This window comes from Halorhabdus sp. CBA1104 (assembly GCF_009690625.1).
GTDB lineage: Archaea > Halobacteriota > Halobacteria > Halobacteriales > Haloarculaceae > Halorhabdus.
The window spans coordinates 494,387-518,954 of the sequence record NZ_CP033878.1; the positions used below are offsets into that span (position 1 = coordinate 494,387).

30 protein-coding genes are annotated in these 24,568 nt (G+C 62.9%); 15 read left to right on the forward strand and 15 right to left on the reverse strand.

From position 1 onward, the window contains the following. The first annotated feature begins 41 nt into the window (after positions 1 to 41). Both Hrd1104_RS02635 and Hrd1104_RS02640 read left to right on the forward strand, forming a co-directional pair. Positions 42 to 1,802, forward strand: a complete 1,761-nt coding sequence (locus tag Hrd1104_RS02635; RefSeq protein ID WP_154551289.1) for a helicase C-terminal domain-containing protein — start codon at positions 42 to 44, stop codon at positions 1,800 to 1,802. A gap of 74 nt (positions 1,803 to 1,876) precedes the next feature. Then, complete coding sequence (locus Hrd1104_RS02640; RefSeq protein WP_154551290.1) at positions 1,877 to 2,698, forward strand: purine-nucleoside phosphorylase; 822 nt, start codon at positions 1,877 to 1,879, stop codon at positions 2,696 to 2,698. 165 nt (positions 2,699 to 2,863) lie between these two features. Here the strand turns inward: Hrd1104_RS02640 and Hrd1104_RS02645 are convergent, their stop codons facing one another. Together Hrd1104_RS02645 and Hrd1104_RS02650 are read right to left on the reverse strand one after the other, a co-directional pair. Next, a complete protein-coding gene (locus Hrd1104_RS02645; protein ID WP_154551291.1) occupies positions 2,864 to 4,009 on the reverse strand; it encodes a class I SAM-dependent methyltransferase family protein in 1,146 nt (381 codons plus the stop codon). Beyond that, the gene (locus Hrd1104_RS02650) at positions 4,002 to 5,120 is read right to left on the reverse strand and encodes a 60S ribosomal export protein NMD3 (RefSeq protein WP_154551292.1); all 1,119 of its coding nucleotides are present in this window, start codon (positions 5,118 to 5,120) and stop codon (positions 4,002 to 4,004) included. The genes Hrd1104_RS02645 and Hrd1104_RS02650 overlap by 8 nt, the downstream gene beginning before the upstream one ends. A gap of 167 nt (positions 5,121 to 5,287) precedes the next feature. On the opposite strand from Hrd1104_RS02650, the gene Hrd1104_RS02655 reads away from it, so the two are divergent. Together Hrd1104_RS02655 and Hrd1104_RS02660 are read left to right on the forward strand one after the other, a co-directional pair. Then, positions 5,288 to 6,418 (forward strand): SPFH domain-containing protein, encoded by a 1,131-nt coding sequence (locus tag Hrd1104_RS02655; RefSeq protein ID WP_154551293.1) that lies wholly within the window; start codon positions 5,288 to 5,290, stop codon positions 6,416 to 6,418. A gap of 45 nt (positions 6,419 to 6,463) precedes the next feature. After that, on the forward strand, positions 6,464 to 7,066 hold the full coding sequence (locus Hrd1104_RS02660) for a MarR family transcriptional regulator (RefSeq protein ID WP_154551294.1): 603 nt from the start codon (positions 6,464 to 6,466) through the stop codon (positions 7,064 to 7,066). A 10-nt stretch (positions 7,067 to 7,076) separates the two neighbouring features. On the opposite strand, the gene Hrd1104_RS02665 is transcribed toward Hrd1104_RS02660, so the two are convergent. Further along, positions 7,077 to 7,325, reverse strand: a complete 249-nt coding sequence (locus Hrd1104_RS02665; RefSeq protein ID WP_154551295.1) for a hypothetical protein — start codon at positions 7,323 to 7,325, stop codon at positions 7,077 to 7,079. A gap of 158 nt (positions 7,326 to 7,483) precedes the next feature. Beyond that, entirely contained in the window at positions 7,484 to 7,882 is a 399-nt protein-coding gene (locus Hrd1104_RS02670; protein ID WP_154551296.1) for a TRAM domain-containing protein, read from the reverse strand. A gap of 145 nt (positions 7,883 to 8,027) precedes the next feature. Between Hrd1104_RS02670 and Hrd1104_RS02675 the strand changes: the two genes are divergently transcribed. Next, the gene (locus tag Hrd1104_RS02675; RefSeq protein WP_229770516.1) at positions 8,028 to 8,795 is read left to right on the forward strand and encodes an aldo/keto reductase; all 768 of its coding nucleotides are present in this window, start codon (positions 8,028 to 8,030) and stop codon (positions 8,793 to 8,795) included. A 27-nt stretch (positions 8,796 to 8,822) separates the two neighbouring features. Here the strand turns inward: Hrd1104_RS02675 and Hrd1104_RS02680 are convergent, their stop codons facing one another. Both Hrd1104_RS02680 and Hrd1104_RS02685 read right to left on the reverse strand, forming a co-directional pair. Further along, positions 8,823 to 9,473, reverse strand: coding sequence for a YkgJ family cysteine cluster protein (locus Hrd1104_RS02680; protein WP_154551297.1), 651 nt, complete (start codon positions 9,471 to 9,473; stop codon positions 8,823 to 8,825). A gap of 55 nt (positions 9,474 to 9,528) precedes the next feature. After that, positions 9,529 to 9,807, reverse strand: a complete 279-nt coding sequence (locus Hrd1104_RS02685; RefSeq protein ID WP_154551298.1) for a helix-turn-helix domain-containing protein — start codon at positions 9,805 to 9,807, stop codon at positions 9,529 to 9,531. Positions 9,808 to 9,949: 142 nt separating this feature from the next. Between Hrd1104_RS02685 and Hrd1104_RS02690 the strand changes: the two genes are divergently transcribed. Both Hrd1104_RS02690 and Hrd1104_RS02695 read left to right on the forward strand, forming a co-directional pair. Then, complete coding sequence (locus tag Hrd1104_RS02690) at positions 9,950 to 10,654, forward strand: class I SAM-dependent methyltransferase (RefSeq protein WP_154551299.1); 705 nt, start codon at positions 9,950 to 9,952, stop codon at positions 10,652 to 10,654. A gap of 52 nt (positions 10,655 to 10,706) precedes the next feature. After that, complete coding sequence (locus Hrd1104_RS02695) at positions 10,707 to 11,609, forward strand: glycosyltransferase family 2 protein (protein ID WP_154551300.1); 903 nt, start codon at positions 10,707 to 10,709, stop codon at positions 11,607 to 11,609. Between the two features lie 27 nt (positions 11,610 to 11,636). Here the strand turns inward: Hrd1104_RS02695 and Hrd1104_RS02700 are convergent, their stop codons facing one another. The 6 genes from Hrd1104_RS02700 to Hrd1104_RS02725 all read right to left on the reverse strand — a co-directional run bounded on the left by Hrd1104_RS02700 (position 11,637) and on the right by Hrd1104_RS02725 (position 15,660). Continuing rightward, entirely contained in the window at positions 11,637 to 12,446 is an 810-nt protein-coding gene (locus tag Hrd1104_RS02700; protein WP_154551301.1) for an amidohydrolase family protein, read from the reverse strand. A 206-nt stretch (positions 12,447 to 12,652) separates the two neighbouring features. Further along, entirely contained in the window at positions 12,653 to 13,198 is a 546-nt protein-coding gene (locus Hrd1104_RS02705) for a GTP-dependent dephospho-CoA kinase family protein (RefSeq protein ID WP_229770589.1), read from the reverse strand. 84 nt (positions 13,199 to 13,282) lie between these two features. Next, positions 13,283 to 13,483 (reverse strand): transcription elongation factor subunit Spt4, encoded by a 201-nt coding sequence (gene spt4 / locus Hrd1104_RS02710; protein ID WP_154551303.1) that lies wholly within the window; start codon positions 13,481 to 13,483, stop codon positions 13,283 to 13,285. After that, positions 13,480 to 14,052 carry a DNA-directed RNA polymerase gene (locus Hrd1104_RS02715; RefSeq protein WP_154551304.1) on the reverse strand — a complete coding sequence of 191 codons (573 nt, stop codon included), beginning with the start codon at positions 14,050 to 14,052 and terminating at the stop codon, positions 13,480 to 13,482. The genes spt4 and Hrd1104_RS02715 overlap by 4 nt, the downstream gene beginning before the upstream one ends. Before the next feature lies 1 nt (position 14,053). After that, positions 14,054 to 14,428: a PIN domain-containing protein gene (locus Hrd1104_RS02720; protein ID WP_154551305.1), complete on the reverse strand. Its 375-nt coding sequence runs from the start codon at positions 14,426 to 14,428 to the stop codon at positions 14,054 to 14,056. Then, positions 14,425 to 15,660 carry a translation initiation factor IF-2 subunit gamma gene (locus tag Hrd1104_RS02725; RefSeq protein WP_154551306.1) on the reverse strand — a complete coding sequence of 412 codons (1,236 nt, stop codon included), beginning with the start codon at positions 15,658 to 15,660 and terminating at the stop codon, positions 14,425 to 14,427. Before Hrd1104_RS02725 ends, Hrd1104_RS02720 begins: the two co-directional genes overlap by 4 nt. Positions 15,661 to 16,078: 418 nt before the next feature. Here Hrd1104_RS02725 and Hrd1104_RS02730 point away from each other — a divergent pair, with 418 nt between their 5' ends. Together Hrd1104_RS02730 and Hrd1104_RS02735 are read left to right on the forward strand one after the other, a co-directional pair. Next, positions 16,079 to 16,906 (forward strand): hypothetical protein, encoded by an 828-nt coding sequence (locus Hrd1104_RS02730; RefSeq protein ID WP_154551307.1) that lies wholly within the window; start codon positions 16,079 to 16,081, stop codon positions 16,904 to 16,906. A 688-nt stretch (positions 16,907 to 17,594) separates the two neighbouring features. Then, the gene (locus tag Hrd1104_RS02735) at positions 17,595 to 18,671 is read left to right on the forward strand and encodes an archaeosine biosynthesis radical SAM protein RaSEA (protein WP_154551308.1); all 1,077 of its coding nucleotides are present in this window, start codon (positions 17,595 to 17,597) and stop codon (positions 18,669 to 18,671) included. A 35-nt stretch (positions 18,672 to 18,706) separates the two neighbouring features. Here Hrd1104_RS02735 and purQ read toward each other — a convergent pair whose 3' ends face one another. Both purQ and purS read right to left on the reverse strand, forming a co-directional pair. Further along, on the reverse strand, positions 18,707 to 19,381 hold the full coding sequence (gene purQ / locus Hrd1104_RS02740; protein ID WP_154551309.1) for a phosphoribosylformylglycinamidine synthase I: 675 nt from the start codon (positions 19,379 to 19,381) through the stop codon (positions 18,707 to 18,709). Further along, entirely contained in the window at positions 19,378 to 19,629 is a 252-nt protein-coding gene (purS, locus tag Hrd1104_RS02745; RefSeq protein ID WP_154551310.1) for a phosphoribosylformylglycinamidine synthase subunit PurS, read from the reverse strand. Before purS ends, purQ begins: the two co-directional genes overlap by 4 nt. Positions 19,630 to 19,922: 293 nt before the next feature. On the opposite strand from purS, the gene Hrd1104_RS02750 reads away from it, so the two are divergent. The 6 genes from Hrd1104_RS02750 to Hrd1104_RS02775 are packed head-to-tail and all read left to right on the forward strand — an operon-like array spanning position 19,923 to position 23,819. Further along, the gene (locus Hrd1104_RS02750; protein WP_229770517.1) at positions 19,923 to 20,189 is read left to right on the forward strand and encodes a hypothetical protein; all 267 of its coding nucleotides are present in this window, start codon (positions 19,923 to 19,925) and stop codon (positions 20,187 to 20,189) included. A 5-nt stretch (positions 20,190 to 20,194) separates the two neighbouring features. Further along, on the forward strand, positions 20,195 to 20,776 hold the full coding sequence (locus tag Hrd1104_RS02755) for an NADH-quinone oxidoreductase subunit B family protein (protein ID WP_154551312.1): 582 nt from the start codon (positions 20,195 to 20,197) through the stop codon (positions 20,774 to 20,776). Further along, positions 20,751 to 21,224 carry an NADH-quinone oxidoreductase subunit C gene (locus Hrd1104_RS02760; protein WP_154551313.1) on the forward strand — a complete coding sequence of 158 codons (474 nt, stop codon included), beginning with the start codon at positions 20,751 to 20,753 and terminating at the stop codon, positions 21,222 to 21,224. The genes Hrd1104_RS02755 and Hrd1104_RS02760 overlap by 26 nt, the downstream gene beginning before the upstream one ends. Beyond that, on the forward strand, positions 21,224 to 22,477 hold the full coding sequence (locus Hrd1104_RS02765) for a nickel-dependent hydrogenase large subunit (RefSeq protein WP_154551314.1): 1,254 nt from the start codon (positions 21,224 to 21,226) through the stop codon (positions 22,475 to 22,477). The genes Hrd1104_RS02760 and Hrd1104_RS02765 overlap by 1 nt, the downstream gene beginning before the upstream one ends. Next, positions 22,474 to 23,463: a complex I subunit 1 family protein gene (locus tag Hrd1104_RS02770; RefSeq protein ID WP_154551315.1), complete on the forward strand. Its 990-nt coding sequence runs from the start codon at positions 22,474 to 22,476 to the stop codon at positions 23,461 to 23,463. The genes Hrd1104_RS02765 and Hrd1104_RS02770 overlap by 4 nt, the downstream gene beginning before the upstream one ends. Beyond that, positions 23,460 to 23,819, forward strand: coding sequence for a 4Fe-4S binding protein (locus Hrd1104_RS02775; RefSeq protein ID WP_154551316.1), 360 nt, complete (start codon positions 23,460 to 23,462; stop codon positions 23,817 to 23,819). Before Hrd1104_RS02770 ends, Hrd1104_RS02775 begins: the two co-directional genes overlap by 4 nt. Positions 23,820 to 23,958: 139 nt before the next feature. On the opposite strand, the gene Hrd1104_RS02780 is transcribed toward Hrd1104_RS02775, so the two are convergent. Beyond that, on the reverse strand, positions 23,959 to 24,384 hold the full coding sequence (locus Hrd1104_RS02780) for a hydrogenase maturation protease (protein ID WP_229770518.1): 426 nt from the start codon (positions 24,382 to 24,384) through the stop codon (positions 23,959 to 23,961). Positions 24,385 to 24,568 lie beyond the last annotated feature (184 nt).

A 24,568-nucleotide genomic window follows, 5' to 3' on the forward strand; every position in this document is an offset into this window, starting at 1 on the left:
CGATCGGTAGGGTTAACCGCGATCATGGGTTGGCCACTATCGTGGATCCGTCTCGCATCGTCGATGCGTTCCCTGCTCCCGAATACCGGGGTAATCAGGCCGCTGCGCTCGATCGTATTCGCGACGCCTTCGACAGCGGCAAGGATGTCGTCCTCGTTCGCGCGCCCACCGGCAGCGGCAAGTCGCTACTTGCCCGCGCGATCGCTGGCTGTGCCCGGCCGGGCAGCCAAGCCAGCGCAACTGAGGCGATCGGTGCCTACTACACGACCCCGCAGGTGTCTCAACTAGACGACGTTGCCGCCGATTCGCTGCTCTCGGATCTGGCGATCGTTCGTGGCAAGTCAAACTACAAGTGCATCCTGCCGGGTGAGACCGACACACCCGTCAACGGTGCGCCGTGCGTCCGCGAGCGGGAGTTCAACTGCGAGGTCAAACACCGGTGTCCGTACTTCTCGGACCGAGAGATCGCTGCCAATCAGTCGATCGCGGCGATGACCCTCGCGTATTTCATGCAGACGGCCGGCTCGGATGTCTTTGGCACGCGTGATGTCGTCGTCATCGACGAGGCCCACGGCCTGGGTGAGTGGGCCGAAATGTACGCCAGTATCGAGTTGTCGCCCGACACAGTGCCGGTGTTCGACGAGCGACCGCCGCCGGCGATCGACGATCTCGACACGGCAGCCGACTACGCTGCGGGCCTGGCCCGGACGTGTGATCGACGCCTGACTGACCTCCGCTCACAGGCCGAACTCGATCCCGACGAGGCCCAGGAACGCGATCGACTCACGGAGCTGCAGTCGGATCTGTCGTGGTTTCGCGAGGAGTATCGCGACCCTGAGAGTCCGACCACCTGGGTCCTCGATCAGCCGGACGGTGAGGGAACTCGCGTCACGATCAAGCCCCTCAATCCGGAGCGGTACCTGACTCACACCGTCTGGGACCGCGGGAACAAGTTTGCGCTGCTTTCGGCGACGATCCTGAACAAGGAGGCCTTCTGTGCCAGTGTCGGCTTAGATCCCGACCGCGTGGCGCTGGTCTCGCTCGATCACACGTTCCCGGTCGAGAACCGTCCGTTGTTCGACGTCACGCAGGGCAAGATGACCTACGAGCACCGCGAGACGACGACTCCGATGGTCGCCGAGACCCTCCTCGCCCTCATGGGGCGCCACCCCAAGGAGAAGGGCCTCGTCCACTGTCACTCCTATGCGATCCAAAACGAGCTGGCCGACCACCTCGACTCTCTCGGCGTGGACCGACGGGTGCGCAGCCACGACAGCGAGGACCGGGACGGCCAACTCGCTGCCTGGAAGCGTAGCGACGACCCCGAAGTGTTCCTCTCGGTGAAAATGGAGGAAGCGCTGGATCTCGAAGGCGATCTCTGCCGGTGGCAACTACTCTGTAAAGCGCCGTATCCGAACACGCGTGATTCTCGCGTCGCCCGCCGACTCGAAGACGGGGCCTGGGCCTGGTACTACCGGACCGCTCTCCGGACGGTGATCCAAGCTTGCGGACGGATCATCCGTGCCCCCGACGATCATGGGGCGACGTACCTGGCGGACTCGAGTCTGCTGGATCTCTTCGAGCGCGCTCGCAGCGACATGCCCGGCTGGTTCCAAGAGCAGGTCGACCGCATGGGACATCCCACTCTGCCAGACCCCGATCCCGACGCGGCACTGTCTGGCCTGGGCGTCAACGGTTCGAGTGGTGGGGGCGGCCGATCGGGTTCGAGCGGGTCCCGCCGCTCGCGACGCAATTCCCGGTCGGGATCGAACCCTGTCGCGGACGTCTGGGACACCGAGTGAGGGCCACGAACAGACCGTGAGAGCCGTCGGCACGATCACACCCTTTTTATACTAATCCGGTATAAAAAGAACGTATGACGACACCCGACGACTACCTCCGAGAACAGCTTGCGGAAAACGACCTCTCGACCCCCGACACTGCGATGGTGCTCGGGTCCGGGCTCGGCGGTATGACCGCAGAGATGGATATCGCGCTGTCGATCCCCTACGAGGAAGTCCCGACGCTCGAAGCTTCGACCGTCGAAGGCCACGTGGGCCGGTTCGTCGTCGGGACGGTTGGCGACGTCGACGTTCTGGCGATGGACGGCCGCGTCCACTATTATGAGTCCGGTGACATGGCACCGATCGTGGCCCCGATCCAGACGCTCGGTGAACTCGGCTGTGAACGGCTCGTCATCACGAACGCCGCCGGCGGGGTCAACGCTGACTTCGAGCCCGGCGACATCATGCTCATCGAGGATCATCTCAACATGATGGGGACCAACCCACTGCTCGGCCGGGCGGGACTGGGCGACGGACCGATGTTCCCGGACATGACCAACGCCTACAGCCCGGACCTGCTCGCGGAGGCTCGGGACCTGGCTGATGAATCCGACTTGACCATCTACGACGGTGGCGTCTATGCGGGCATGATGGGGCCGAGCTACGAGACGCCGGCCGAGATCGAGATGCTCGACACCCTCGGTGCGGACGCCGTCGGCATGTCGACGGTGCCCGAGACGATCGTCGCCAATCAGGTGGGGATGGACGTCGTTGGGATGTCCACCATCACGAACTACGCCGCCGGGGTCGTCGGCGACCCGCTCTCCCACGAGGAAGTCGTCGAAACGATCGACGAAATCGAGGACAACCTCCGGACGTACGTCGCGACGCTGCTAGAGCGAATCGACGAGTAACGTTCGAGCGACAGCGGCACCACTTTTTAGATGATGCTGATGGCAGCGTAGCCGACCGACGATCCGATCATCAACACGACGAGGAATACTGCGAGCATCTGCTGGCGATCCATACCCGCCAGTCGTGACTCCGCGGAGAAAGGTGTTATCCTCGCCGCCGGCGCGTCAGTCTACCCGTGCGTCGATCACGACGTGGGCGACTCCTTCGCTGTAGGTCTTTATCTCGTTGGTGTCGAGAATCTCGACGGTCCGACCACGCTCGGATGCGGCCGTTCGCAGGCGCTCGATCGGTCGTTCGAAGACCAGGCGCTGTGGTGTGGCTTCGTGGAGGTGGACGACTCCACCGGGTTCGAGTGCCTCGAGTGCGGCGTCGAGATACTCGTAGGCGTCGTAGTAACCCATGACCACACGCTCGGCATCGACCCGCTCGACGACGTCCCGACAATCCGCTCGGTAGGGCCGCACGTGATCGGTCACGTCGTTGAGGCGCGCGTTCTCGAGTAAGTACTGGAAGGCCGTGGGATTACGCTCGACGGCCGTCACGTCCGCGCCCGCCCGGGCCATCGGGAGCGTGAAGTAGCCGATCCCGGCGAACATGTCCAGCACTGACTCGTCCGCGTCGCCCTCGACATCGCTGCTTGCGGCTTTGGCGCTCGCTCGATCCGTCGTCTCGCTTTGCTCGACGACGCGCCCCATCCGAGCGCGTTCCTCCTTGTTGCCGGGCGAGAACATAACCTCGCTGAGATCGAGCGCGTAACGCGTGCCGTGTTCTGTGTGGATCGTTTCTGTATCGCCCTCGCCAGCGATCACCTCGACATCGGGCTCGCGATGCTCACCGGCGATGCCACCGCGATCGAGAACGGTGTCGGCCTCGCCGTGGATCGATAGTAACGCCTCGCCGAGTTCGTGTGGGCGAGGCGCGTCCCCGCTGTCGACGAGGACGACGCTGCCGATCACGGCCCACGACGACGGTGCCTGGGTAATCTCCGTGTCAGTCCAGCCACGCTCTCGCAGGTGATCGGGCAGTGTCCGCAATCGGGGGTCGCCGACTTGCCGGACGACCTCGCGAAAGTCGACTGCTTTGGGGACTGTCGTCACCGGGATCGAGACCCCGCCGTCGCCGTCGGCCCGAACGTGCCGATCGCTGTCGTAGACGCCTGCCTCCTGCAGGGCGTCGATCGCCTGCTGGGCACGGGGCCGCTCGACGACGACGGCCAGATCACCCTCGGCACTGACGGCCTCGATCGCGGTATCCGCGTTCGGATCGTCGCCACTGTCCGTGTGGCCACTGTCTTTCGGCGGCTCACTCATTTTCGTCCCTCGGCAGCACGTGCAATCCGGCTCTCGATTTCAACACAGGGACTTCGTCGCTACCCTCCTCGAGGTAGTCCGGCCGCGGGATCGACTTCGTCTCGTAGGTGTCTGGATCGAGTACTTGGACGGCGTTTTCGTCCTCGATTGCGACGAGGGTCGTTCGGACGCTATCGCTCCGGTCGCCCAGTCGCGTCGCGTCCGGCGCGTCACCGTCCTCGAAACCCGCTTCGTAGTCTCTGCCGGTCTTCAGTCGCGTCCCCTTGAGGTTACTCTGGACACTCCGGACCAGGACGGGGCCATCGCCGTCCTCGGGATCGATAATCTCGCCCGGCGCGTAGGGCGGCAGTCGGACCGCGTAGGTGACCCGGTAGACCTTCTCGCCGTCCTCGTCTTCGGTGATGAGTCGCTCGGAATCCGAAAACGAGCCGCCAAACTCCGAGACGAGGCGCTGGGCGATCTTCTGGCCGATCTTCGTCGTCGAGACTTTGATGTTCAGCCCGCCATCGACCGAGCCGACATCGGTGACGAACGCCTCACGATCACCCGTCGCTTCCATCTCGGCGACGATCTCTCGGGCGATCGCCTCGGCGCGTTCCTCCTCCTCGTCGGTCGGCGTCCGATCGACAGCCCGGATCTGGACGGTACTGGCAAAGGAGCCCCCGGCGATGCGGCCACACCGCTTGCAGGTCTCCCGAGAAATCTTTACCGGGACGATAACTTCCTCCGAGAGGGCTGTTCCCCGAACGACGCCCGTGAACGTACAGTGCATGCGGATCGTGTTGCGATCGACCTGTTCGGGCGCGACCTGCCAGGAAACGTCCGTCGCCTCGATATGGACGCCCAGGGCCTCGCTGGTGACGTCGACGGCGACATCGGTGTAATCCTCGGCACCTACGTCGACCCAGCGGTTGCCCCGGTGGACGGCCCCACACTGTGAACAGACCCGTACCTCGATCCGGTCGGGCGCGTCCACGAGGTCGAACTGCTCGAAGTAACAGCTATCACAGAGCGCACTATCCGGATCGCGGGCCTCGCTTCCCGGCCGATTGCGCGGATCTTTCTCGAGAGGATCACCACAGCGCGGACAGAACGCACCCGATCGCGTCATCGCACGAACGTATGGCCCAGCTCTGTAAAAACGACGCGTTATCGCCGGCATCCTTCTGGCGCGTGATCGGCTGGGTGGAGTGACTGTTTCGTGGGTGAGAACCTGGCGTGTCGATGGTTTACTTGGGAGGCCAACACTTTTGGCTCGGTCCGACAAAGTTCTCACGTATGCTTCCAATTATACCGCTCCAACTGGGAGAAATGGGGATCATCCCCATTGTCGGATTAATACTGTTGGCCATTGCCGTGGTGACCGTCTGGCAGATGGTCGTCATTACCGACGCGACTGAGAAGAAAGCCCTCACCGTCCTCGGGGAGTATCGGAAGCTCCTCGAACCCGGGATCGCGTTCGTGCCCCCGTTCGTCTCGGCGACTCACACCTTCGACATGCGGACACAGACCTTAGACGTCCCGCGCCAGGAAGCGATCACGCGGGACAACTCCCCGGTGACCGCCGACGCCGTCGTCTACATCAAGGTCATGGACGCAAAGAAGGCGTTCCTCGAAGTCGACGACTACAAACGGGCTGTCTCGAACCTCGCCCAGACGACGCTGCGGGCCGTCCTTGGCGACATGGAACTGGACGACACGCTGAACAAACGCCAGGAGATCAACGCCAAGATCCGCCGGGAACTCGACGAACCCACAGACGAGTGGGGCATCCGCGTCGAGAGCGTCGAAGTCCGGGAGGTCAACCCGAGCAAGGACGTCCAGCAGGCCATGGAGCAACAGACCTCCGCCGAGCGCCGCCGCCGCGCCATGATCCTCGAAGCCCAGGGTGAACGCCGCTCCGCCGTCGAGGAGGCCCAGGGTGAGAAGCAATCGAACATCATCCGTGCCCAGGGTGAAAAGCAGAGCCAGATCCTCGAAGCCCAGGGTGACGCAATTTCGACCGTCCTGCGCGCCAAATCCGCCGAGTCGATGGGCGAACGGGCGGTCATCGAACGTGGGATGGAGACCCTCGAAACGATCGGCGAAGGCGAGTCGACGAAGTTCGTCCTGCCACAGGAACTGACGTCGCTCGTCGGCCGGTACGGCAAGCACCTGACGGGTTCAGACACCCAGACCGACAGCGAGATGCTCGAAGGCCTCGACTTCGACGAACAGACCCGCGAGATGCTCGGCCTGGACGACATCGAAAAGATCCTCGGCCAGATCGATCAGGAAGCCGAAGTGGACGTCGCAGAGATGGAAGAGCAGGCCCAGGCAGTCAAATCCGGCGCGGAAACGGCCGACATCAAGAACCCCGACGAAGTGATCGAGGAGATGGACGCCGACCTCGAAGCCGACGACAGCTGACCAGAGGCGAAGCCGTTTTGTCACTCGGTACCGTCTTCCCCGATAATGGCCGACGAGCCAGTCGACGAGAGCAAGCGGGCGACGCTTCGTCGATTCGCGGCACTGGGGGCCGCCAGCCCGCTCGTTGCCCTCGCTGATTCAGGAAGCGACAGCACTGCCCCGGATGCCATCGCCGGCTATCTCTCGCGGACGCCCGGGGCACACTTCTCGAAGATTCGCGACGATTTGCAACTGGGAACGGGCGAGACCCAGCACCACCTCCGCCAGCTACTCACCGAGGGGACGATCGAAAGCGAGCGCGACGGGGAGTATCGGCGGTTCTTCCCGGCCGACCGCTTCGACGCCTTCGAGCGAACTGCCCTGGGGTATCTCCGTCGTGAGACGCCACGCGGGATGATCGTCACTCTCCTCGAACGACCGGATGCGACCGCCAGTGAGGTTGCCGATCGCCTAGACGTTTCGACCCCGACCGTCAGCAAACACGCCGGGCGACTCGAAGAAGCAGGTCTCCTGACGCGAGAAGACGGCTACGAACTCAGACAGCCCGAGACGCTCCTGTTGCTCGTCGTTCAGTACGCGGACTCGTTTGGCCCGGACGCCATCGCTTTTGCGGCCACTGCCGACGAGCACATCTCTTATGAAACATAACGCGACGCTCTCAGGCGTCGACCATCCAGGTCGTCGACGAGGAGTACCCCCACTTCTCGACGGAGATGTCGAAGTTGCCCTCCGCAATCGCCGTCATGTTCGTCCCGACTTCCTTGGCCGATAAGTCGAGTTCCTCGCCGATGAGCCGTGATTTGAAGTACGTTTGGTCGTCGGCGTTGCCACGAAGATACTCGAGGATCCGGCGTTGTTTCTTCGAGAGCGGCTGGGTTTCGTTGTCACCGACGGTTCGAACACTCATATCTGCTAGTTCGGCCGAGACCGGTTTAGGGGATTTGGTACAGTCGGTTAAACCGGCTGCTGTCTGTCGATTTTCATTCGACGGTATCGCGATTATAGCGGTGAGCGGCCCGTCGTCCGGTCCGGTCTGGTACAGGCGGGAAAACAGGAGGGAGGGGCTTAGATGTCTTCTTCGATGATCTCGCCGACGGCGAAGTTCGACTTGACTTCGGTGACTTCGACTTTGACACGATCACCCACGTCAGCACCGGGGACGATGATGACGTAGCCACGCTCGACACGGGCGATACCGTCGCCTTGCTTGCCGATGTCTTCGATTTCGACGTACCTGATTTCGCCGTTTTCGACCGGCGGTTGGGGCTCTGACGGTGGCCCCTCGCTGGTCGGCTGTTCTTCGGCCGATTCCGCGTCGCCGGAGATGACCGCAACCCGGTAGGTGTCCCCGGGATCGATCGAGCCGGTCTCGATTTCCCGGCGAGGGACTTCGACGACGTATCGGTCGTCTTCGGCCGTCACTTCCGCACTGAACAGACACAAGAGCTTCTCTGAGATTTCCACAGTCAATCCTCCGTTCGCGGCGTCGGCGCCCTCCCTAAAGAACTTGACGACGCCATCCCCGGTAGAGAGTGTCGGTAACTCGGCTCAATCGGACAGTTACCGCCCTGGCAGTGGACTTTTAGCGTGGCTGGGCGAGAGAGGGCGTATGGACGACCTCCAGGCCGTTGGCCTCGGGACGATGGGTATCGACGACCCCGCGACGATCGAGACAGCGATCGAGCTCGGGTACCGCCACCTCGATACGGCCCAGATTTACGGCAACGAGTCCATCGTTGGCGAGGGGATCGAACGATCGGCGCTCGATCGAGACGCCCTCTTCGTGGCGACGAAAGTGTGGATCGACAAGCTTGGGCCAGAGAGCATCGAGGAATCGACGGCGGCCAGTCTGGACCGATTGGGACTGGCGAACGTCGATCTGCTGTCTGTCCACCGACCCCGTGGTGACTACGACCCCGAAACGACGTTGCCGGCCTTCGACGACCTCCGGGCGCGGGGCGTGATCGAACACGTCGGCGTCTCGAATTTCACCGTCGAACAACTCGAAACCGCCCGTGAATACCTGGCGGTACCGATCTTCGCCAATCAGGTCGAGTACCACCCATTGTACCAGCCAACGGCGGCACTCGCGGACGCCCAGGCCCACGACTACTATCTCGTAGCATATTCGCCGCTGGCAAACGGGCGAGCGAACGACATCCCCGAAGTCGTCGAGATCGCCGACAAACACGATGTGACACCGCAGGCGGTCTGTCTCGCCTGGCTCACTGCAAAGGATAATCTCGTCACGATCCCGAAAGCGAGCAGGGAAACGCACCTGCGTGCGAATCGCGAGGCCCCAGACCTGACGCTCGATCCGGCGGATCACGAGACGATCGACAGTATCCAACGCGAGGACGAAATCTTCCCGGAGTGACGCGCTATCGACGGTGTGGCTCGGCAGTCATCGTGATCCATCCAGGGACGTCCCGTCCGGTCGTTTCTGCCCCTCCGAATCGTGGACGACTACGCCATCGGCGTCGACTGGCTCGTAGTTGTCCCGGACCGCGATAGCCTCTTCGAGTTCTCGAATCGCCCGCTCTTTGAGGGTTGCCGCCAGTTCCTCGGCTTCTTCCCGCGTGATATCCCGGCCGAGTCCTTCACACTCGTGGGCACGGACTGGGCCATCGGTGTCGACAACGCTGCCCATCGGCTCGCTCGTACCGACATCGTCCTCGCCGAGTGTGATACTGAACGGGTAGGTCTCACAGAGGAGCGGTCGATCGTCGTAGATCGAACACGCCTCGCCGTCGGCGTCGTAGAACGTACAATCACCACAAACGTCGGTCTGGAGCGCCCACTCGAAGGTATCGCCACTCGGGTCGTCGTCCGCGAGTCCGAACGGCATCGGGCGAGCGACGTCCCGCCAGTCGTACTCCTCGGAAGCTTGAACCGCTCGGATTTCGTCGGGAAAGACCGTCGCCGTATGCTCCTCGCCCATCCCGCGACAGCAGTGCCCACAGCGCGTACACTCGAAGCCGATTCGGTGCACAGCCTCGGCAATCTCACCCACGTCCAACTCGCGGGCGGCGGCCAACTCGGATTCGAGCGTCATACAACCGGTATCCGATCAGGGGAGAAAAACGCGTCGGGCCGCGACCGGGGCCGGTTCACTCGCTGGTCAGGTAGTACACCTGTTTGCGGGCGTCACGGAAGCTGTACCGAGCCGAAACGAGTTCGGCGTCTTCCAGCCGATTCAGTGCGTACCGGACGGTCCGATCGGGCAGGAGTGACTCTTCGGCGAGTTCGCCCTGCGAGAGTGGCTGGTCCGTCTCCAGAACTTTCGCGATCAACTTTGCGCTCGGTGGCAGTTCGCGCAGGCGCTCACGGAACTCCGCGGCCGTGAGGACGACTTCCGTCCGGGACCCGTCTTCGACTGTCGTGCTCATATCTCTCAGGTCACCGGCAGCGACTGGTAAAGTTTGTCTATATGGAAGACATAATTCCTTAATTTATTTAAGGTCATTCGCCCCGTCGAGAGCGATAGCGATCAATACCGTTTTAGTCACCCCGAGGTGAACACGGAGTAGCGTGAAAGGACAGGAGTGGTACCAGGCCGACGAGATCGCCGAGGCCTACGAGGACAAGCGATTCTCAGGTGGCGGACGGCTCATCGATCGCCGCGAGAAGCGAGCGGTACTCGAAGCGATCGGCCCCGTCGAGGACAAACGAGTCCTCGAAATTGCCTGCGGGACCGGCCGCTTTACCGTCATGCTCGCCGAGCGCGGCGCTGACGTCGTCGGTCTGGACATCTCGACACCGATGCTCCAGCAGGGCCGAGAGAAGGCCCGGGCGGCCGGCGTCGACGAGCATCTCCAGTTTTTCCGGGGCGACGCCGGGCGGCTCCCGTTCCCCGACGATCACTTCGACGCCGTGGTGGCGATGCGGTTTTTCCACCTCGCAGATACGCCGGGTGCGTATCTTGCGGAGATGCGGCGGGTCTCCAAGGAGGTCGTCTTCTTCGATACGTTCAACCGCTTTAGTGCCCGATCGGTTTACAACTGGGCGCTCCCGATGGGGTCGCGACTGTACTCCCGATGGGAAGTCGACAACTTGCTCGAGGAAGCCGCTCTCGAGCTCGTCGGGTCAGATCACGACTTCATCGTGCCGTATGGGTTCTACCGAGCGATCCCCGACGGGCTTGCCTCGGCATTCCGGAGCGTCGATCGGGCGGTGGGTGCGGTCCCGGGTGGCGATCGACTGGCGTCAGTCTCCTACTGGAACTGTCGGGTCTGAGGTGGATCCGATCCCGCGACGTTTTTACTCGTCCATAGCGCTATAGCGTACTATGGACCTGTCCGTGGTCGTCCCGACACTCAACGGGCGCGAACAACTGGCGGCGACGCTCGATTCGCTGTCCGCCAACGCGCCCGACGCCGAGGTGATCGTCGTCAACGGTCCCTCGACGGACGGCACGACAGGTATGGTTCGCCAGCGCGACGATGTCGACGTCCTCGTCGAGATCGCCGACCGCTCGGTCAACGCCGCACGGAACGCTGGGATCGAGTACGCCTCGGGGGACGCCATTACACTTCTCAATCAGGGACTGTCCCTGACCGACTCCTGGCTGGATGCCCTCGAATCCGGTTTCCAGCGTGCCCCTGTCGTCACCGGACCGACTCACCGGCCGGTTCGGGCCGGAAAGACGACCGAGGATGCCGAAACACGCACCATCTGTGGCCGGTCGATCACGTACGTCAACCCCGGCAATCTGGCCGTCACGCGGAAGCTGATCGACGACCTCGACGGATTCGACGAATACCTTGCGGTCGGTGGCGCACGCGACCTCTCACACCGTATCGCCGGGATGGATCGAGACGTGACTTTCGAGCGCCGGATGGCCGTCGAAGCAGTCGTCGGCGCCGATGGCGGGAGTCCGGAGGAAGACTGGGGCTGGAAGTATCGCTCGCTCGCCTATCGCCTCGTGAAAAACTACGGGGTCCGCCCCTCGATCGTGGGCCGTCTCGGCCGCCACGCCGTCGGTGACGCCGCCGACACGTTCCGAGACCTTCTCGACGGTGAGCGTCCTGCTTCGGCGTGGCTTGCCAGTGGCCGTGACGTCCTCGTTGGGAACACTACCGGGTTCAAGGACGGACTGGTCGCCCGGGCGAGCGATCGCACAGATCGACGCAATCCACACGGACGGTCCGTCCACCGCGATCGGGTCGTCACCGATTACGACACCAGGTGACGACCGCGACCAGGGACTCGGGGGCGTCTACGGCGCCAGGGCGTCGACGACGCGACTCGGATTTTTCGAGAGTACTTTCACCATCGCGTCCTCGGGCACGTCGAGCGTTAGTATCTCCATGATCGCCACGGTTGGATGTGCACACGGTGCCCCACTCCCGAACATGATCCGGTCCGGGTGTTCCCGAAGCGCGCGTTCGATCGGCTCTCGGAACCGGACGAAGCTCGTGTCCAGATAGCACTGGTCGTTGCGATCGAGCAGCGCGATGGCTTCGTCCATGCGGTCCCGTCGGAGCGGGTACCCGCCGAAGTGGGCGACGATCGTCGGAATATCGTACGAGAGGATTGTCTCTTCGACCGACATCGGGGGAAACGACTCGCCGCCGTGGACGATCAGCGGGAGGCCCGCGTCTTCGAGCGCTTCGAAGACGGCCTCGTCGGGGAGTCCGTCTGCCTCGGGATGGAGCTTGAATCCGACGAACCGGTCGTCGTAGGCGTACTGTTCGATATCCGCGGGTGACGTGTGCTCGTCTTCGCGGCTCGCAGTGAGATTTCGTAGGCGCGATCCTGGCCCCTCCCCTGGGTCCCGCGGCCCGTTGATGCGGGCGACGGCCACGAACGGGCGCCCGACACTCATTCTGGCGATCGCGTTGTTGGCTTTCAAGTAGTCGTCTGTCTGGGTGTCCGGGAACACCAGCGAGCGAACGATTCCCGCCTGATGCATCTCCCGTTCTAGGCGTTCCGGACTGCCGGCGGCCTCACCTGATCGGCTGTCGGCCCCAGGCTCGAGTCTGGCGTGGACGTCGACCACCCGGAACTCGTGTTCCAGCTCCAGCATCTCCCCCGAACTACCGCAGGTTGCGGTATTAAATCATCGTTCCCGACCAACGATCGGATCGAGTCCACGCTTCCCTCAGTGGCCGTCGTTCTCTGGGACGTATCGCCAGTGAGGACGGCTGTCCCTCCATGTCCATCGTTAGATCCTGTCGGTGAGGGAAATTAGAGCGGGCGAAACTACTGACAGGCTACGGGCTGTCTGCCGGCTCAATCGGCGAGCATCGACAGTGCCCGCGGCGGATCGCCATTCATCCGTTCGAGCAGCGACCGACAGTGCTCTTTGACCGTCGTGTCGACCTCGACGTGTACCATCCCTGCGCCCGGTTGACCATAGACGACGCTCGCTCCATCCGGTGCGGCTACAATCGCTGGGAGGGTTGCCAGATCTTCCTCGCCGTAGACGGTAACAATCGTCGGCGGCCCACCATCGAGCGCCGCGAGGAGTGCCTCGAGCAGGGACACCGTCAGCGTCGCCGAGGGATTGGCGACTTCGAAGCGACGATCGAACCACGCTTCTCCGTTGCCGACGACCGTCTTTCTGACACCGTTATCGATCGCCGATCGCTCGGTCCGCTCGTCGACGAATGCCACGTCTGGCGGACGGCCAGCTTCGACGAGATGATAGGTTACCATGTCGCCGACGGCGATCACCGACTCGCCGGCAACCGAAAGCAGGGCCGCTGGCTCCTCGAAGATCGGCCCCAGCGGATCCTTGAGTTCGGCTCGCAACCCATCTGGTAACTCGAGGACGATCTCGGTTTCCGGTTGGGACTCGGCGCTTTTGACGTCAACAGTTGCACCGCTTTCCGCCTCCGTAGATGGCTCGTCCGTCACGATCTATCTGACCTTCAGCGCGTACTTGCCGGCTTCGCTAACGTCCATTTCCGCAGCGATCTCGCTGTCTGCTGGGTGGGCGATCACGACGTACCCTGCCCAGTCTTCGGTGAGGGAGCTCGATCCACAAGCCTGGCAGATCTCGACTTCCGGCTGGTCTTGGACGCGGTGACACTCCCGACAGACGTACCGGTCAGCCATCAGTTCTCACCCGCAGTCTTCTCACGTTCCTTGCGCTCCTCGTCGAGCCAGCCGTGCTTGCCCAGCCCCACCTGCTTTGCGGTGAGACCGATCTTCGAATCACGGGGATTGCGCTCGTCGATAGACTTGGTGACGATGCGTGCACGAACGCTGTCACCGACCGTCATCGACCGGTTTGAGTCCCGGGAGGCAAGCGTCTGGTTCTCCTCGTCGTATGCCAGATACTCATCGGAGATCTGGGAGACGTGGAGAAGCCCATCCACCGGTCCGATCCCGACGAACGCACCGAAGCTGACGACTTCGACGATCTCGCCGTCGACGACTTCCTGCATCTGGGGATCGAACGTGAGTGCGTCGAACTCGGCTTCGTAGTAGACGCCGGGCTCGTTGGGGACGACCGCCCCTTCACCGACGTCGTGGACCTCGGTCACACTGACGACGCTGCCGACGTCCTCATCCATGCGACCCTCCAGTTTGTCTTGCAGTAGTTTCTTCACCAGCTCCGGCGTCACGTCCGCCAGATGCTCGGGCGGTACCTCGACCGTATCGCGGAGACGAACCCGTTTGTACATGTTATGGTTGAGTGATCGCGAGTTTGTTCCGGCCCCTTAAACCAATTACTGGAACGTCTTGGGCCAGCAGCCGTTCTTTGAGTGGCCCATCGTTGGTGACGGCGTAGGTCTCTTCGGCAGTGGCGAGTTCCAGTACCGCATCGTCAGCGTAGTCGACCTCGTGATCGCGGACTGTACAGCGATCGACGAGATCCCGACCGACACTCGCCGCCGTGGCTTCCTCGGACGCACCCGCAGAGAGGTCGTCGAGTTCGGCAACGACGGCCCGGGGAACCAGCCGCTGGCCGGCACCCAGTAACCGATCGAGTTCCTCGAAAACTCGAACGTCACATTCGACAGGCATCATCAGGGCGTTTGTATCCAGTACAGCAGTCATCCACGGAGCCGTCCGATGCCGATCAGCCGCCAGCGTGCGCCGATCCGCCGGTTGATGGCGATCGTCGCATCTTCGTGGGCACAGACCGGGCGCTTCAGGGCGACTTCGGCCTCCCCGTCGCGGGCGCTCGTGACCGAACCGACGGTCGTCGCCGTACCGATCGTCAGCATGAGTGGCTCACCAGTCGAGATCTCCTCGATATCGTCGTTATCTTCCCCGACGATCCGATCGAGCAACTGGATGTCCATCGTGAAGCTATCGTGGACCGGCGGCAGCGTTCCGGGCGGGCCAGCGACCTGTCCCGCGAGTGCATCGCCTTTCGTCAACGCCGGGTCGAGTCCGGTGCCGACGCCAAGCAAGCCACCGGGTGTTACCTCCTCGACACCCTCGCCGCCGGCCTGCAACGAGCGAGCCGTCGTCGTGACCGGCCGCCACTCTGACTGGCCTTCCTCTTCGACTTCGCGTCCGGGTCGTAGCTCCAGTTCGTCGTCGGGCGCCAAGCGGCCCTGGACGAGACTGCCACCTAGAACGCCGCCCATCAGCGAATCCCACGTCGTACCCGGCCGATTGATGTCGAAGCTCCGCGCGACCAGCATCTCGGGATCGGCGTCGGGGTCGCGGTCGGGCGTGGGGATCTCTTCTTCGACGGCCTCGATGAGGAGATCCATGTTCACGCCTTGTCCGGCGCTGATCGGGACGATCGGCGCATCCTCGGCAACCGTCCCCTCGACGAAGTCCTGAATCTGCTGGTAGTTCTCCCGGGCGCGCTCGGCGTCGACCAGATCGACCTTGTTCTGGGCGACGACGATGTTGTCGATCCCGATGATGTCCAGTGCCATCAGGTGCTCTTCGGTCTGTGCCTGCGGGACGTCTTCGGTCGCCGAGATGACGAGGACGGCTCCGTCCATGATGGCCGCGCCGGCCAGCATCGTCGCCATCAGCGTCTCGTGGCCCGGCGCGTCGACGAACGAGACGGTTCGAAGTACCTCCGTCTCGCTGTCGTGCTCCGAACACGTCTCTGCGACGGTATAGCCGGCTGGCTGTCCACAGTCCGGACAGCTCCGGAACGTCGCATCGGCATACCCAAGCCGGATCGAGATCCCGCGTTTCATTTCCTCGGAGTGTTGGTCCGTCCACTCCCCGCTCAAGGCCTCGACCAGCGTGGTCTTGCCGTGGTCGACGTGCCCGACCAGTCCGATGTTCACCTCCGGTTGTCCGTGTGTTCCCGTCATCTCCACAGTAATCGTGCCCGAACTTTCCCCCGTGGCGAAGATAAACTTACTGTTCTTGGGTCGCTGACTCGAGTGGGTCCAATCGACAGGCAGACTCAGCTATCGCCCCGGTGGGTCCACCCGGCTCCGACGCGCCGGTTTGCCAGCACGACGAGGGGACCGTCTGATCTAACTCTCTTTGTGTGACCAGTTTCGATCATCGTGCTTGGCCATATTCTAACGCTCTCGAAATGGCCAGGGGCACTGGCGTTCTCCGTAGAGCGTGTCCGCTACGAGCGCGACCCTCCAATCGAGCGCGATGATAGTTTCGCCCGAACGACTAGCCAGGCCGTCGAACGCCAGTGTGCGATCGAAACTGTGGGCGGCAGTTTCCGCCCGTTCCGCGGTACTTAGTGGCTTGGCGCCCTACAGGGTTGGTATGGAATGGCGTCTCAGTGCGATGGTGGTTCTGATCGCGCTGGCGGGGTGTAGCGGCTTCGGCGGCGAGACCCCGACAGAGACGTTGAGCCCTGTTCCTGTTCCAAGCGAGGCCCCCGAAAGCGGCCCCGGGTCGACGATCCTCCCCGGTATCTCGCCCGACGGGACAATCGAGTCGGCTGTGTTAGCGGATGCCCACCGCAGTGCCCTCAGGAACCGCTCGTTCGTCTGGACGGAGTCTTACGAACGGCGCGCCCGCTTCGGTAGCGTGACGGATCGAAAACAGGCCGATCGGCACCTCGTTTTCGAAAGTCCAACGGAGTACTTCTACAGTGCTTCGGAGCCCGTTCTCTGGCGTGACAGCACCTCCGTGTTCCTCGATGGCAGTGCAGTCTACGCTGACGGCGACTATCGATATATTCGCCGTTCTGCCGACGGTGACGTCCGATACGATCGCCGGTCGTTGGATACTGCTGCGCCAGCACGCTTCCGATCGCTCTCGGCACGGGCAGTCGAGCGCTATCTCGCCCTTGACTCGGTCGACGTGACGCCGATCCAGGTGGCTGGAACGCGCCAGTACCGCTTGGTCGGCGGACGCCCGGCCGGCAACTGGAGTGACCAGCTCGATGCGTTCAACGTCACTGCTCGCGTCACAGCTGAGGGGCTCGTCCGCAATCTCTCGGTGTCGTACGCCCTCGGCGGTAACAGTTCGTCTCGATACATCACCTATCAGTTTGACTTCACGGCAGTCGGTGCCGCGAGTCCGACCGAGCCGCCGTGGCTGACGGCCGCCAGAAACGCCTCCGACGCACCGACTGTGAGCGGCTGAAAACGCCCAATGCTGCTTTCGGTCGCGAGTGTGTTGGGGTCCGCCCCTGTGGGGTCGACCGCCACCGTTCCGGTCTCATCGCGAACGTGAAACGGTTCGCCTTCCGTTCCCATCTCTTCGATATGATAATTGGACTCTCGGTTATCACCCGTACTGCCTGCGTCTCTGTCATGGTGCTCCCACTCGTACGTCAGACACGTCTGCTCGGCGTATTTTCCTGTTACAGTCCCGTTGAGTTTCGCCGCCGTCCGGTGAACTCGACGGGACCGTCGCTGGCTGTTTTGACAGTCTGGATATCATCCGGATCGTTCTGTCCGAGACGGAATGCTCTGTAGAAGTGCGTGCCCCCGAACAGTACTGTTGGCAGGATGACCACCACGACGAGAACCACAACCACCAGTGGTATTGTCACAGATATATCGATCGTTGATTCGACGACAACGTAACCGATTCACCGACGTCTCTCTGTGAGAAACGAAGTCACCGTGCTGACTGCACTCTCTGTATGCCGGTCTTCTGTAGTCACAATTCCCTAATACGTTTTACGCCGGTTGTACCGCAGTAAATGGGCTGTGAATGGTTCTACGACGTGGCCCTCATGCACTGTCACACTGACTGACTTGCGGCGGTGGCGACGGTCGGCTCCGGCCCGCAGGGGCTTTAGTCCCCCAGTGGCTACCGGAGTGCAATGAGCCAGCCAAGTCCGGACGTCTACGAGGAGGGGCGGGGCATGGACGCCCACAACCAGGTGATGCGGGAGATCCGTGCCCGCAACGATGCGTCGTACGAACCCGACGAACCGACGAGAGTCTGGATCGACGAGGACAACACGCCAGCGGGCGTGCTCGATTCGCTGACGATCGTCCTCAACACCGGCGGGTGTCGCTGGGCGCGAGCCGGCGGGTGTACGATGTGTGGCTACGTCGCCGAGAGTGTCGACGGCGGGACGGTTGCCCACGAGGACCTCCTCGCCCAGATCGACGCCGCTCTCGACCAGGAACGTGAGACCCACGACGGGACCTGCCGCCAGGTCAAGATCTACACCTCTGGCAGTTTCCTCGACGAACGGGAGGTCCCCGCAGAGACGCGCCGGGCAATCGCCGAGCGCTTTGGGGATCGCGACCGGATCGTCGTCGAGTCACTGCCCGATTTCGTCGACCGCGAGAAGATCGCCGACTTCCGCGACCAGGACCTCGAAACCGACGTCGCGATCGGCTTAGAGACCGCGACCGATCGGGTTCGTCACGACTGCATCAACAAGTACTTCGACTTTGCCGATTTCGAGGCTGCTTGTGAAGAAGCTGTCGCCGCCGACGCCGGCGTGAAGGCGTACCTGCTCATGAAACCACCCTTCCTCAGCGAACGCGAGGCGATCGAAGACATGATCTCTTCGATCGAGCGTTGCGGGGCCGTCGAGGGGTGTCACACCGTCTCGATGAACCCGACGAACGTCCAGCGCTACACGATGGTCGAACAACTCTACTTCGATGGCGGCTATCGCCCGCCGTGGCTCTGGAGCGTCGTCGAAGTGCTCCGAGAGACCGCCGATCAGGCCGTGACGGTCGTCTCCGACCCCGTCGGACACGGCTCAGACCGGGGGCCACATAACTGCGGGGAGTGTGACGATCACGTTCAGACCGCGATCAAGGACTTCAACCTCCGGCAAGACGAGAGTGTCTTCGCACAAGTCGACTGTGCGTGTGAGCGTACGTGGGAGGAAGTACGGGACCGCGAGCGAAGTTACTCGCTTCCCTTGGCACAATAAGGTCGTTCTCGTTGTCGCTGGCTCAATGCGGTCGATCAGGCGAACCCTTCCAGCACGCCTCGGCCGTCCGTCGGACCGATATCTGGCAGGGACATGCGCTCGGGGTGGGGCATCATGACGGCGACGGACTCGTCCTCGCCAGTGACGCCCGCGACGTTGTGTTTCGAGCCGTTGGGATTTGCGTCTGGCGTGACCGCCCCGTCGGGCTCACAGTACCGAAACAGGATGCGGTCGTCGGCTTCGAGGGTGTCGAGCCGATCGTCGCTGATCTCGAAGCGGCCTTCGCCGTGGGCGATCGGCAATTGGATGATCTCGCCCTCGTCGTAGGCACGGGTCCACGGCGTGTCGGCGTTTTCGACCCGGAGGTGGACGTGTTCACACTGGAAGCGAGCGCTCTCGTTGGTCGTGAACGCGCCGGGTGTCAGTGAGGCTTCACAGCCGATCTGGGCGCCGTTGCAGATGCCAAGGACAGGCGTCCCGGCGTCGGCGGCCGCACGGACCCCGTCCATGATCGGCGACTGGGCGGCCATCGCGCCTGCACGCAAGAAGTCACCGTACGAGAACCCGCCGGGAAGGACGATGCCCTCGACGCCCTCGGGTAAGTCGTCTTCGTGCCAGACCAGTTCTGCCTCGACGCCGACGGACTCCAGTGCCTGGACGGTATCTCGGTCGCAGTTACTCCCGCCAAACTGGATTACAGCCACCGTCATCGTTGTTCGACGTCGATTTCGTAGTCGTGGATCGTTGGATTCGCCAATAGGCGCTCGGTCATCGCTTCGGCACGCTCGTGAGCCGTCTCGTCGTCGGTCGCTTCGAAGTCGATCTCGAAGCGCTCGGCCGAGCGCAGCGACTCCAGTTCGAACCCGAGCCGTTCCAGGGCTTGCTGGGTCGTCTCGGCCTCGGGATCGAGGACCCCCGCCTTGAGCCTGACAGTGACGATCGCCGTATAGCCAGTCATCGCCTGAACGGGAGAGGCCACCCGCGAAAACTCTTGTGGAACGCCGTTGGCACCGCTGGGCTATCGGTGGGGAGTACGTATGCCGCTCCGCCTGGGTGCTCTCCGCTCGGAGTGGACTTCCTGGATTCGTCTCTATTACCTTTGAAGGCACTCCTCTAGCCACAATCGAGGGAAGCTTTATCTGCGCTACGTCACAATTTCTAGGCACTATGGAGCCTGCGTTTCTTTTGGCGCCCCCGGTCGCGTTTGGGCTGTTCTTACTGCTAGTCGCCCTTATTGATCGTGTTGGCGATATGATCTCGACTGAGCGGGTGAATCCGGGCGACGCGCTCGAGACGTCGTGGGCGAGTGGCGAGGCCCACCCCAACCGAGCAACTGAGCCCCGCTATCGCATGTATCATATCGGGATTGGCTTTACGATCGTCCACGTCGCCGTCTTGCTGGTCGCAACAGTTCCCGTCACCGTCGAGGGCGCTGTCCTGGCTCTGCCGCTGCTGGCGGTCGTGGGGCTTGGATTGTTCGCGTTGCTCGATTCGGATACGCCACACCCAGGGAGGTAACACACATGGGACGCATCATCGATTGGGCACGGAATCGGTCGCCGTGGATACTCCACCTCAACTGCGGGAGTTGCAACGGCTGTGATATCGAGACGCTCGATGCACTGATGCCGCGGTACGACATCGAACGGTTTGGAATCCGCAAGAAAGACACACCCCGACACGCAGACATCCTTGTTGCGACTGGTCCCGTCACCAAGCAGATGGCCCCCCGGCTCGAGCGCGTCTACGAGCAGATGCCCGAGCCGAAACTGGTGCTCGCTGCCGGTTCGTGTGCATCGACTGGCGGTGTCTTCCACGACTGCTATAACTGTCACGAGGGCGTCGACGACGTCATCCCCGTGGATATGTACGTCCCCGGCTGTCCAACCTCGCCGGAGGCACTGATCGACGGGATCGTCAAACTGCTTGACGAGGCTGGCCAGAAAGCACAGGCCGAACGGCTCGCCGACGCCAAACCCGAGATCATCGAAGAAGGCGCACGGATCGATCAGGCCGTCCCACCCGTCGACGAATCGACCGCACAACCGAGTGCCGAGGATAGCCAGGAGGGGCAAACGGATGAATCCGAGCCAGTTGAAGCGTGAGCTCGACGAGCAGTTCGCCGACGTGCTCGCCGCCTCGAACGAACGCGAGGACGGCCGCCTGGAGTTCATCCTGGCGGACCGAGACAACCTCGGAACGGCAGTTCGGACGCTTCGAGACGCCGGCATCACGCACCTGATCACCATCACCGGTGTCGACAGCGACGAGCAAGTCGACGTCCTGTATCACTTCCTCAAGTACGGTGAGTACGATGCTGGCGACCTCGGAGAGGGTATCGAACTGACACTCCGGGTGACTGTGCCCGATGCGGACCCAACCATCGAGACCATCACCGATCAGATCCCGGCTGCGGGCCTCTACGAACGCGAACTGATGGACATGCTCGGTGTCGAGGTGGCGGGCCATCCCAACCCCAAGAAACTCCTGTTGCCTGACGACTACGACGGTGGGCCACCGCTCCGGGCCGAGAACGTCGAGGTGACCGACTGATGGCAGACCAATCTGCCGGGACGGAGATTCCGGTCGGCCCCCAGCACCCCTCGCTGAAAGAGCCCGCCAACTTCACCCTGACCGTCGACGGCGAGGTCATCACCGGCGCGGAGATGAAACTCTCGTACAACCACCGCGGGATCGAGCAGGCCGTACTGGGTAACTCCTACATCGAGAACATCTACCTGCTCGAACGGATCTGCGGGATCTGCTCACACGCCCATACCTCGGCGTTCACGCAGGGCGTCGAGGAACTGCTGGATCTGGACGTCCCACCCCGTGCCCGCTATATCCGGACGCTGATCGGGGAACTCGAACGCATCCACAGCCACATGCTCTGGCTCGGCGTCGCGGGCCACGAGATCGGCTTCGATACGCTCTGGCAGTACGCCTGGCGCGATCGGGAGATCGTGATGGACCTCTTAGAGGAGATCACGGGCAACCGCGTCCACTACTCGATCAACACGATCGGCGGCGTTCGCGAGGACCTGACCGACGAGCAGCGTGAGACGATCCTTGAGGGCATGGACGACCTGCAAGAGCGGATCGACTTCTATCAGGAGACGGTTCCCAACGAGCAAACCGTCCGGATGCGCTGTGAAGACGTCGGGATCGTGCCGGAAGATCTCGCCCGGGAATACTGTGCGGTCGGGGCGGTCGGCCGCGCTTCCGGCGTCCCGACGGACGTTCGCAAGGACGCCCCGTACGCCGCCTACGACGACGTTGACTTCGACGTGATCACCGATGATCGAGGCGACCTACTGGCCCGGACGGTCGTCCGGATCGGTGAGATCGCCCAGGCAATCAGGATCATTCGGCAGGTCACAGAACGGATCCCAGCGGGCGACCTGAAAGCCAGCGCGAAACCGCCCCAGGCGTTGCTCGCCCAGGTGCCCGAAGACGACGTTGTCAGCCGCTACGAGGCACCTCGCGGGGAGTTGATTCACTACATCCGCTCGGATGGGACGGACACGCCCGCCCGCGTCCACATCCGAGTCCCGACCCTGGCCAACTGGCCGACCGTCGTCGAGTCGCTGAAAGGGAGTTACATCGCGGACACGCCGATCGTCGTCGCGGGGATCGATCCCTGCATCTCCTGTACGTCCCGGATCGGCGTCGAGACCGACGGCAGCCACGGCGGCGAGAATGCCTTCGATCTGGACGAACTCCGGGCATACGGCATCGAGTGGTACGACGAGCGCGGCGACGTCGAGCGACCGTCAGTCGATGCCCAGAGAGGTGAGCGTCCGTGAGTCTGGAACTCGATCTGGCGACCGGGTTGCTGTATCTGCTGGTGTTTCCCGGGTTCGCGTTCCTGTTCGCCTACGGCCTGACCGCTGAGTTCCTCGACCGGAAGTTGTACGCACGCCTACAGAACCGCGTCGGCCCGCCGCCGCTACAGCCCCTGGCGGACTTCCTGAAACTGCTCTCGAAGGAATCGGTCGTCCCGGAGAACGCGACCGCCCGCATCTACAACGCTGCCCCGTTGACGGGGCTCGCTGGCGTGTTCACCGCGATGTTGTACATTCCGGTTTGGACCGAACAGGCTGCATTTGCCTTCGAGGGTGATCTGGTCGTCGTCCTCTTTTTCCTCTCGTTGCCGTCCTTTTCGCTGTTTTTCGGCGGCTGGTACTCCGGGAACGTCTTCAGCCGGATCGGGACCACGCGGACGATAACCCAGTTGTTCGGCTACGAGATCCCGTTCTTCCTGGCGGCATTTGCGCCCGCCGTTGCTGCCGGGTCGCTGTCGACCTCCGAGATCACCACCTTCATCGGGGCCAACCCCTGGTACGTCGCGGTGCTGCTACCGGCCTTTGCGATCGCGCTGCTCTCCCTGCAGGCCAAACTCGAACGTATCCCCTTCGACATTCCCGAAGCCGAGACGGAACTGGCGACGGGGACGCTCGTCGAATACTCGGGCCGGAAGCTGGCGCTGTTCCGTCTGACGAAAGACGTCGAGCTGGTCGTCGGCGCGGCACTGCTGTCGGCGCTGTTCCTCGGTGGCCCGTATCCTGCGGGGGCGATCGAAGGGACAGTCGGCATCGCCGCGGGCCTGGGGGTCTTCCTCGCCAAGACGCTCGCAGTCATCGCGCTGCTGACGGTGCTGAAGGCCGTCGTCGCCCGCCTGCGTATCGAGCAGATGGTCAGCGTCTTCTACCGGGTACTCGTCCCGGTGACGTTGGCCCAGATCGCCGTCGTCCTGCTGGTCGGACTGTACACGGAGGGACTGATCCCATGAGCATTCCAGGCAAACTCATTCCAGAAGCACTGAAAACGCTGGGCAAAGACCGCGCGACCGTATCGTACCCGAAAGACAAGCGGACCATGCCCGATCGGTTCCGCGGGGCCGTCGAGTTCGAACCCGACCCCTGTACCGGCTGTGGCATGTGCGAGCGCCACTGTGCGGCCGACGCGATCACCGTCGAGACCGACGCCGACGGCAACGTCACCTGGTGTTACGACGTCGCCAAGTGCATGTTCTGTGGCCAGTGTGAGGAATCCTGCCCGACCGACGCCATCGAGATGGGGCAGAAATTCGAACTCGCCGGCAGCGACAAGCCGCGTTTCGAAGAGCGCTACACGTTCGAGCGGTGACCGTCACTCGCTGAGTGCCCGTTACGCCTTGATCGAGCGGCAAAGATTCGCGCGTGCTCGGGGACAGATAACACAGACAGTCAGTGACTCGTCCCGATCGTCTCGGCTAATCGTCCGGCCAGGTCGTCGAGACGCTCGGTCACTGCCGAAGACAGCCCCTCCCCTGCTCGATCTCGGCCGGTTGGACGCCGAACAGTGCGACCTCTGCCCCGGTCTCCCGGGCAAGGAAGGTCCGCAACATCGCGGGCGTCGACTTGTGTGAGGAGAACGATTCGCCACCGAGGTCGCCGGGATCGACCCACTTGCCCGACCCAGGGTCAGCGCCAAAGTCGACGGCATCGACGAGGACGATCCAGTCCGGGTCGAACCGCCTGATGACCCCAGTATGGTTCTCCGGGGCGACCCCGCCTTCGACGAACAGCAACCGGTCGGCTGCTGAGGCACCTGTCCGGGATTCTAGCCGTCTGAGTAGTTCGAGTCCGGCTGCGTCATCCCCACGCAGCTCCGACCCGATGCCCAGAATGGCGACAGACTCGCCGAGGTCGATCGACGGTGGGTCAGTCACGGTCCCTCCAACGTCACACGCCGCCTAAAGCGACGTGATAGGCTACTAGATGACCGGCGAGAGCCAGCACTCGACCAGCCGCCCTTATGCGCCCAGATGCCGACGAAGGTACTTGCACGTCCGAATAATTCAAGGCCGATTCCGACCAAACTTGCCGGTATGGACATTCCCAGGAGTGTGGTCG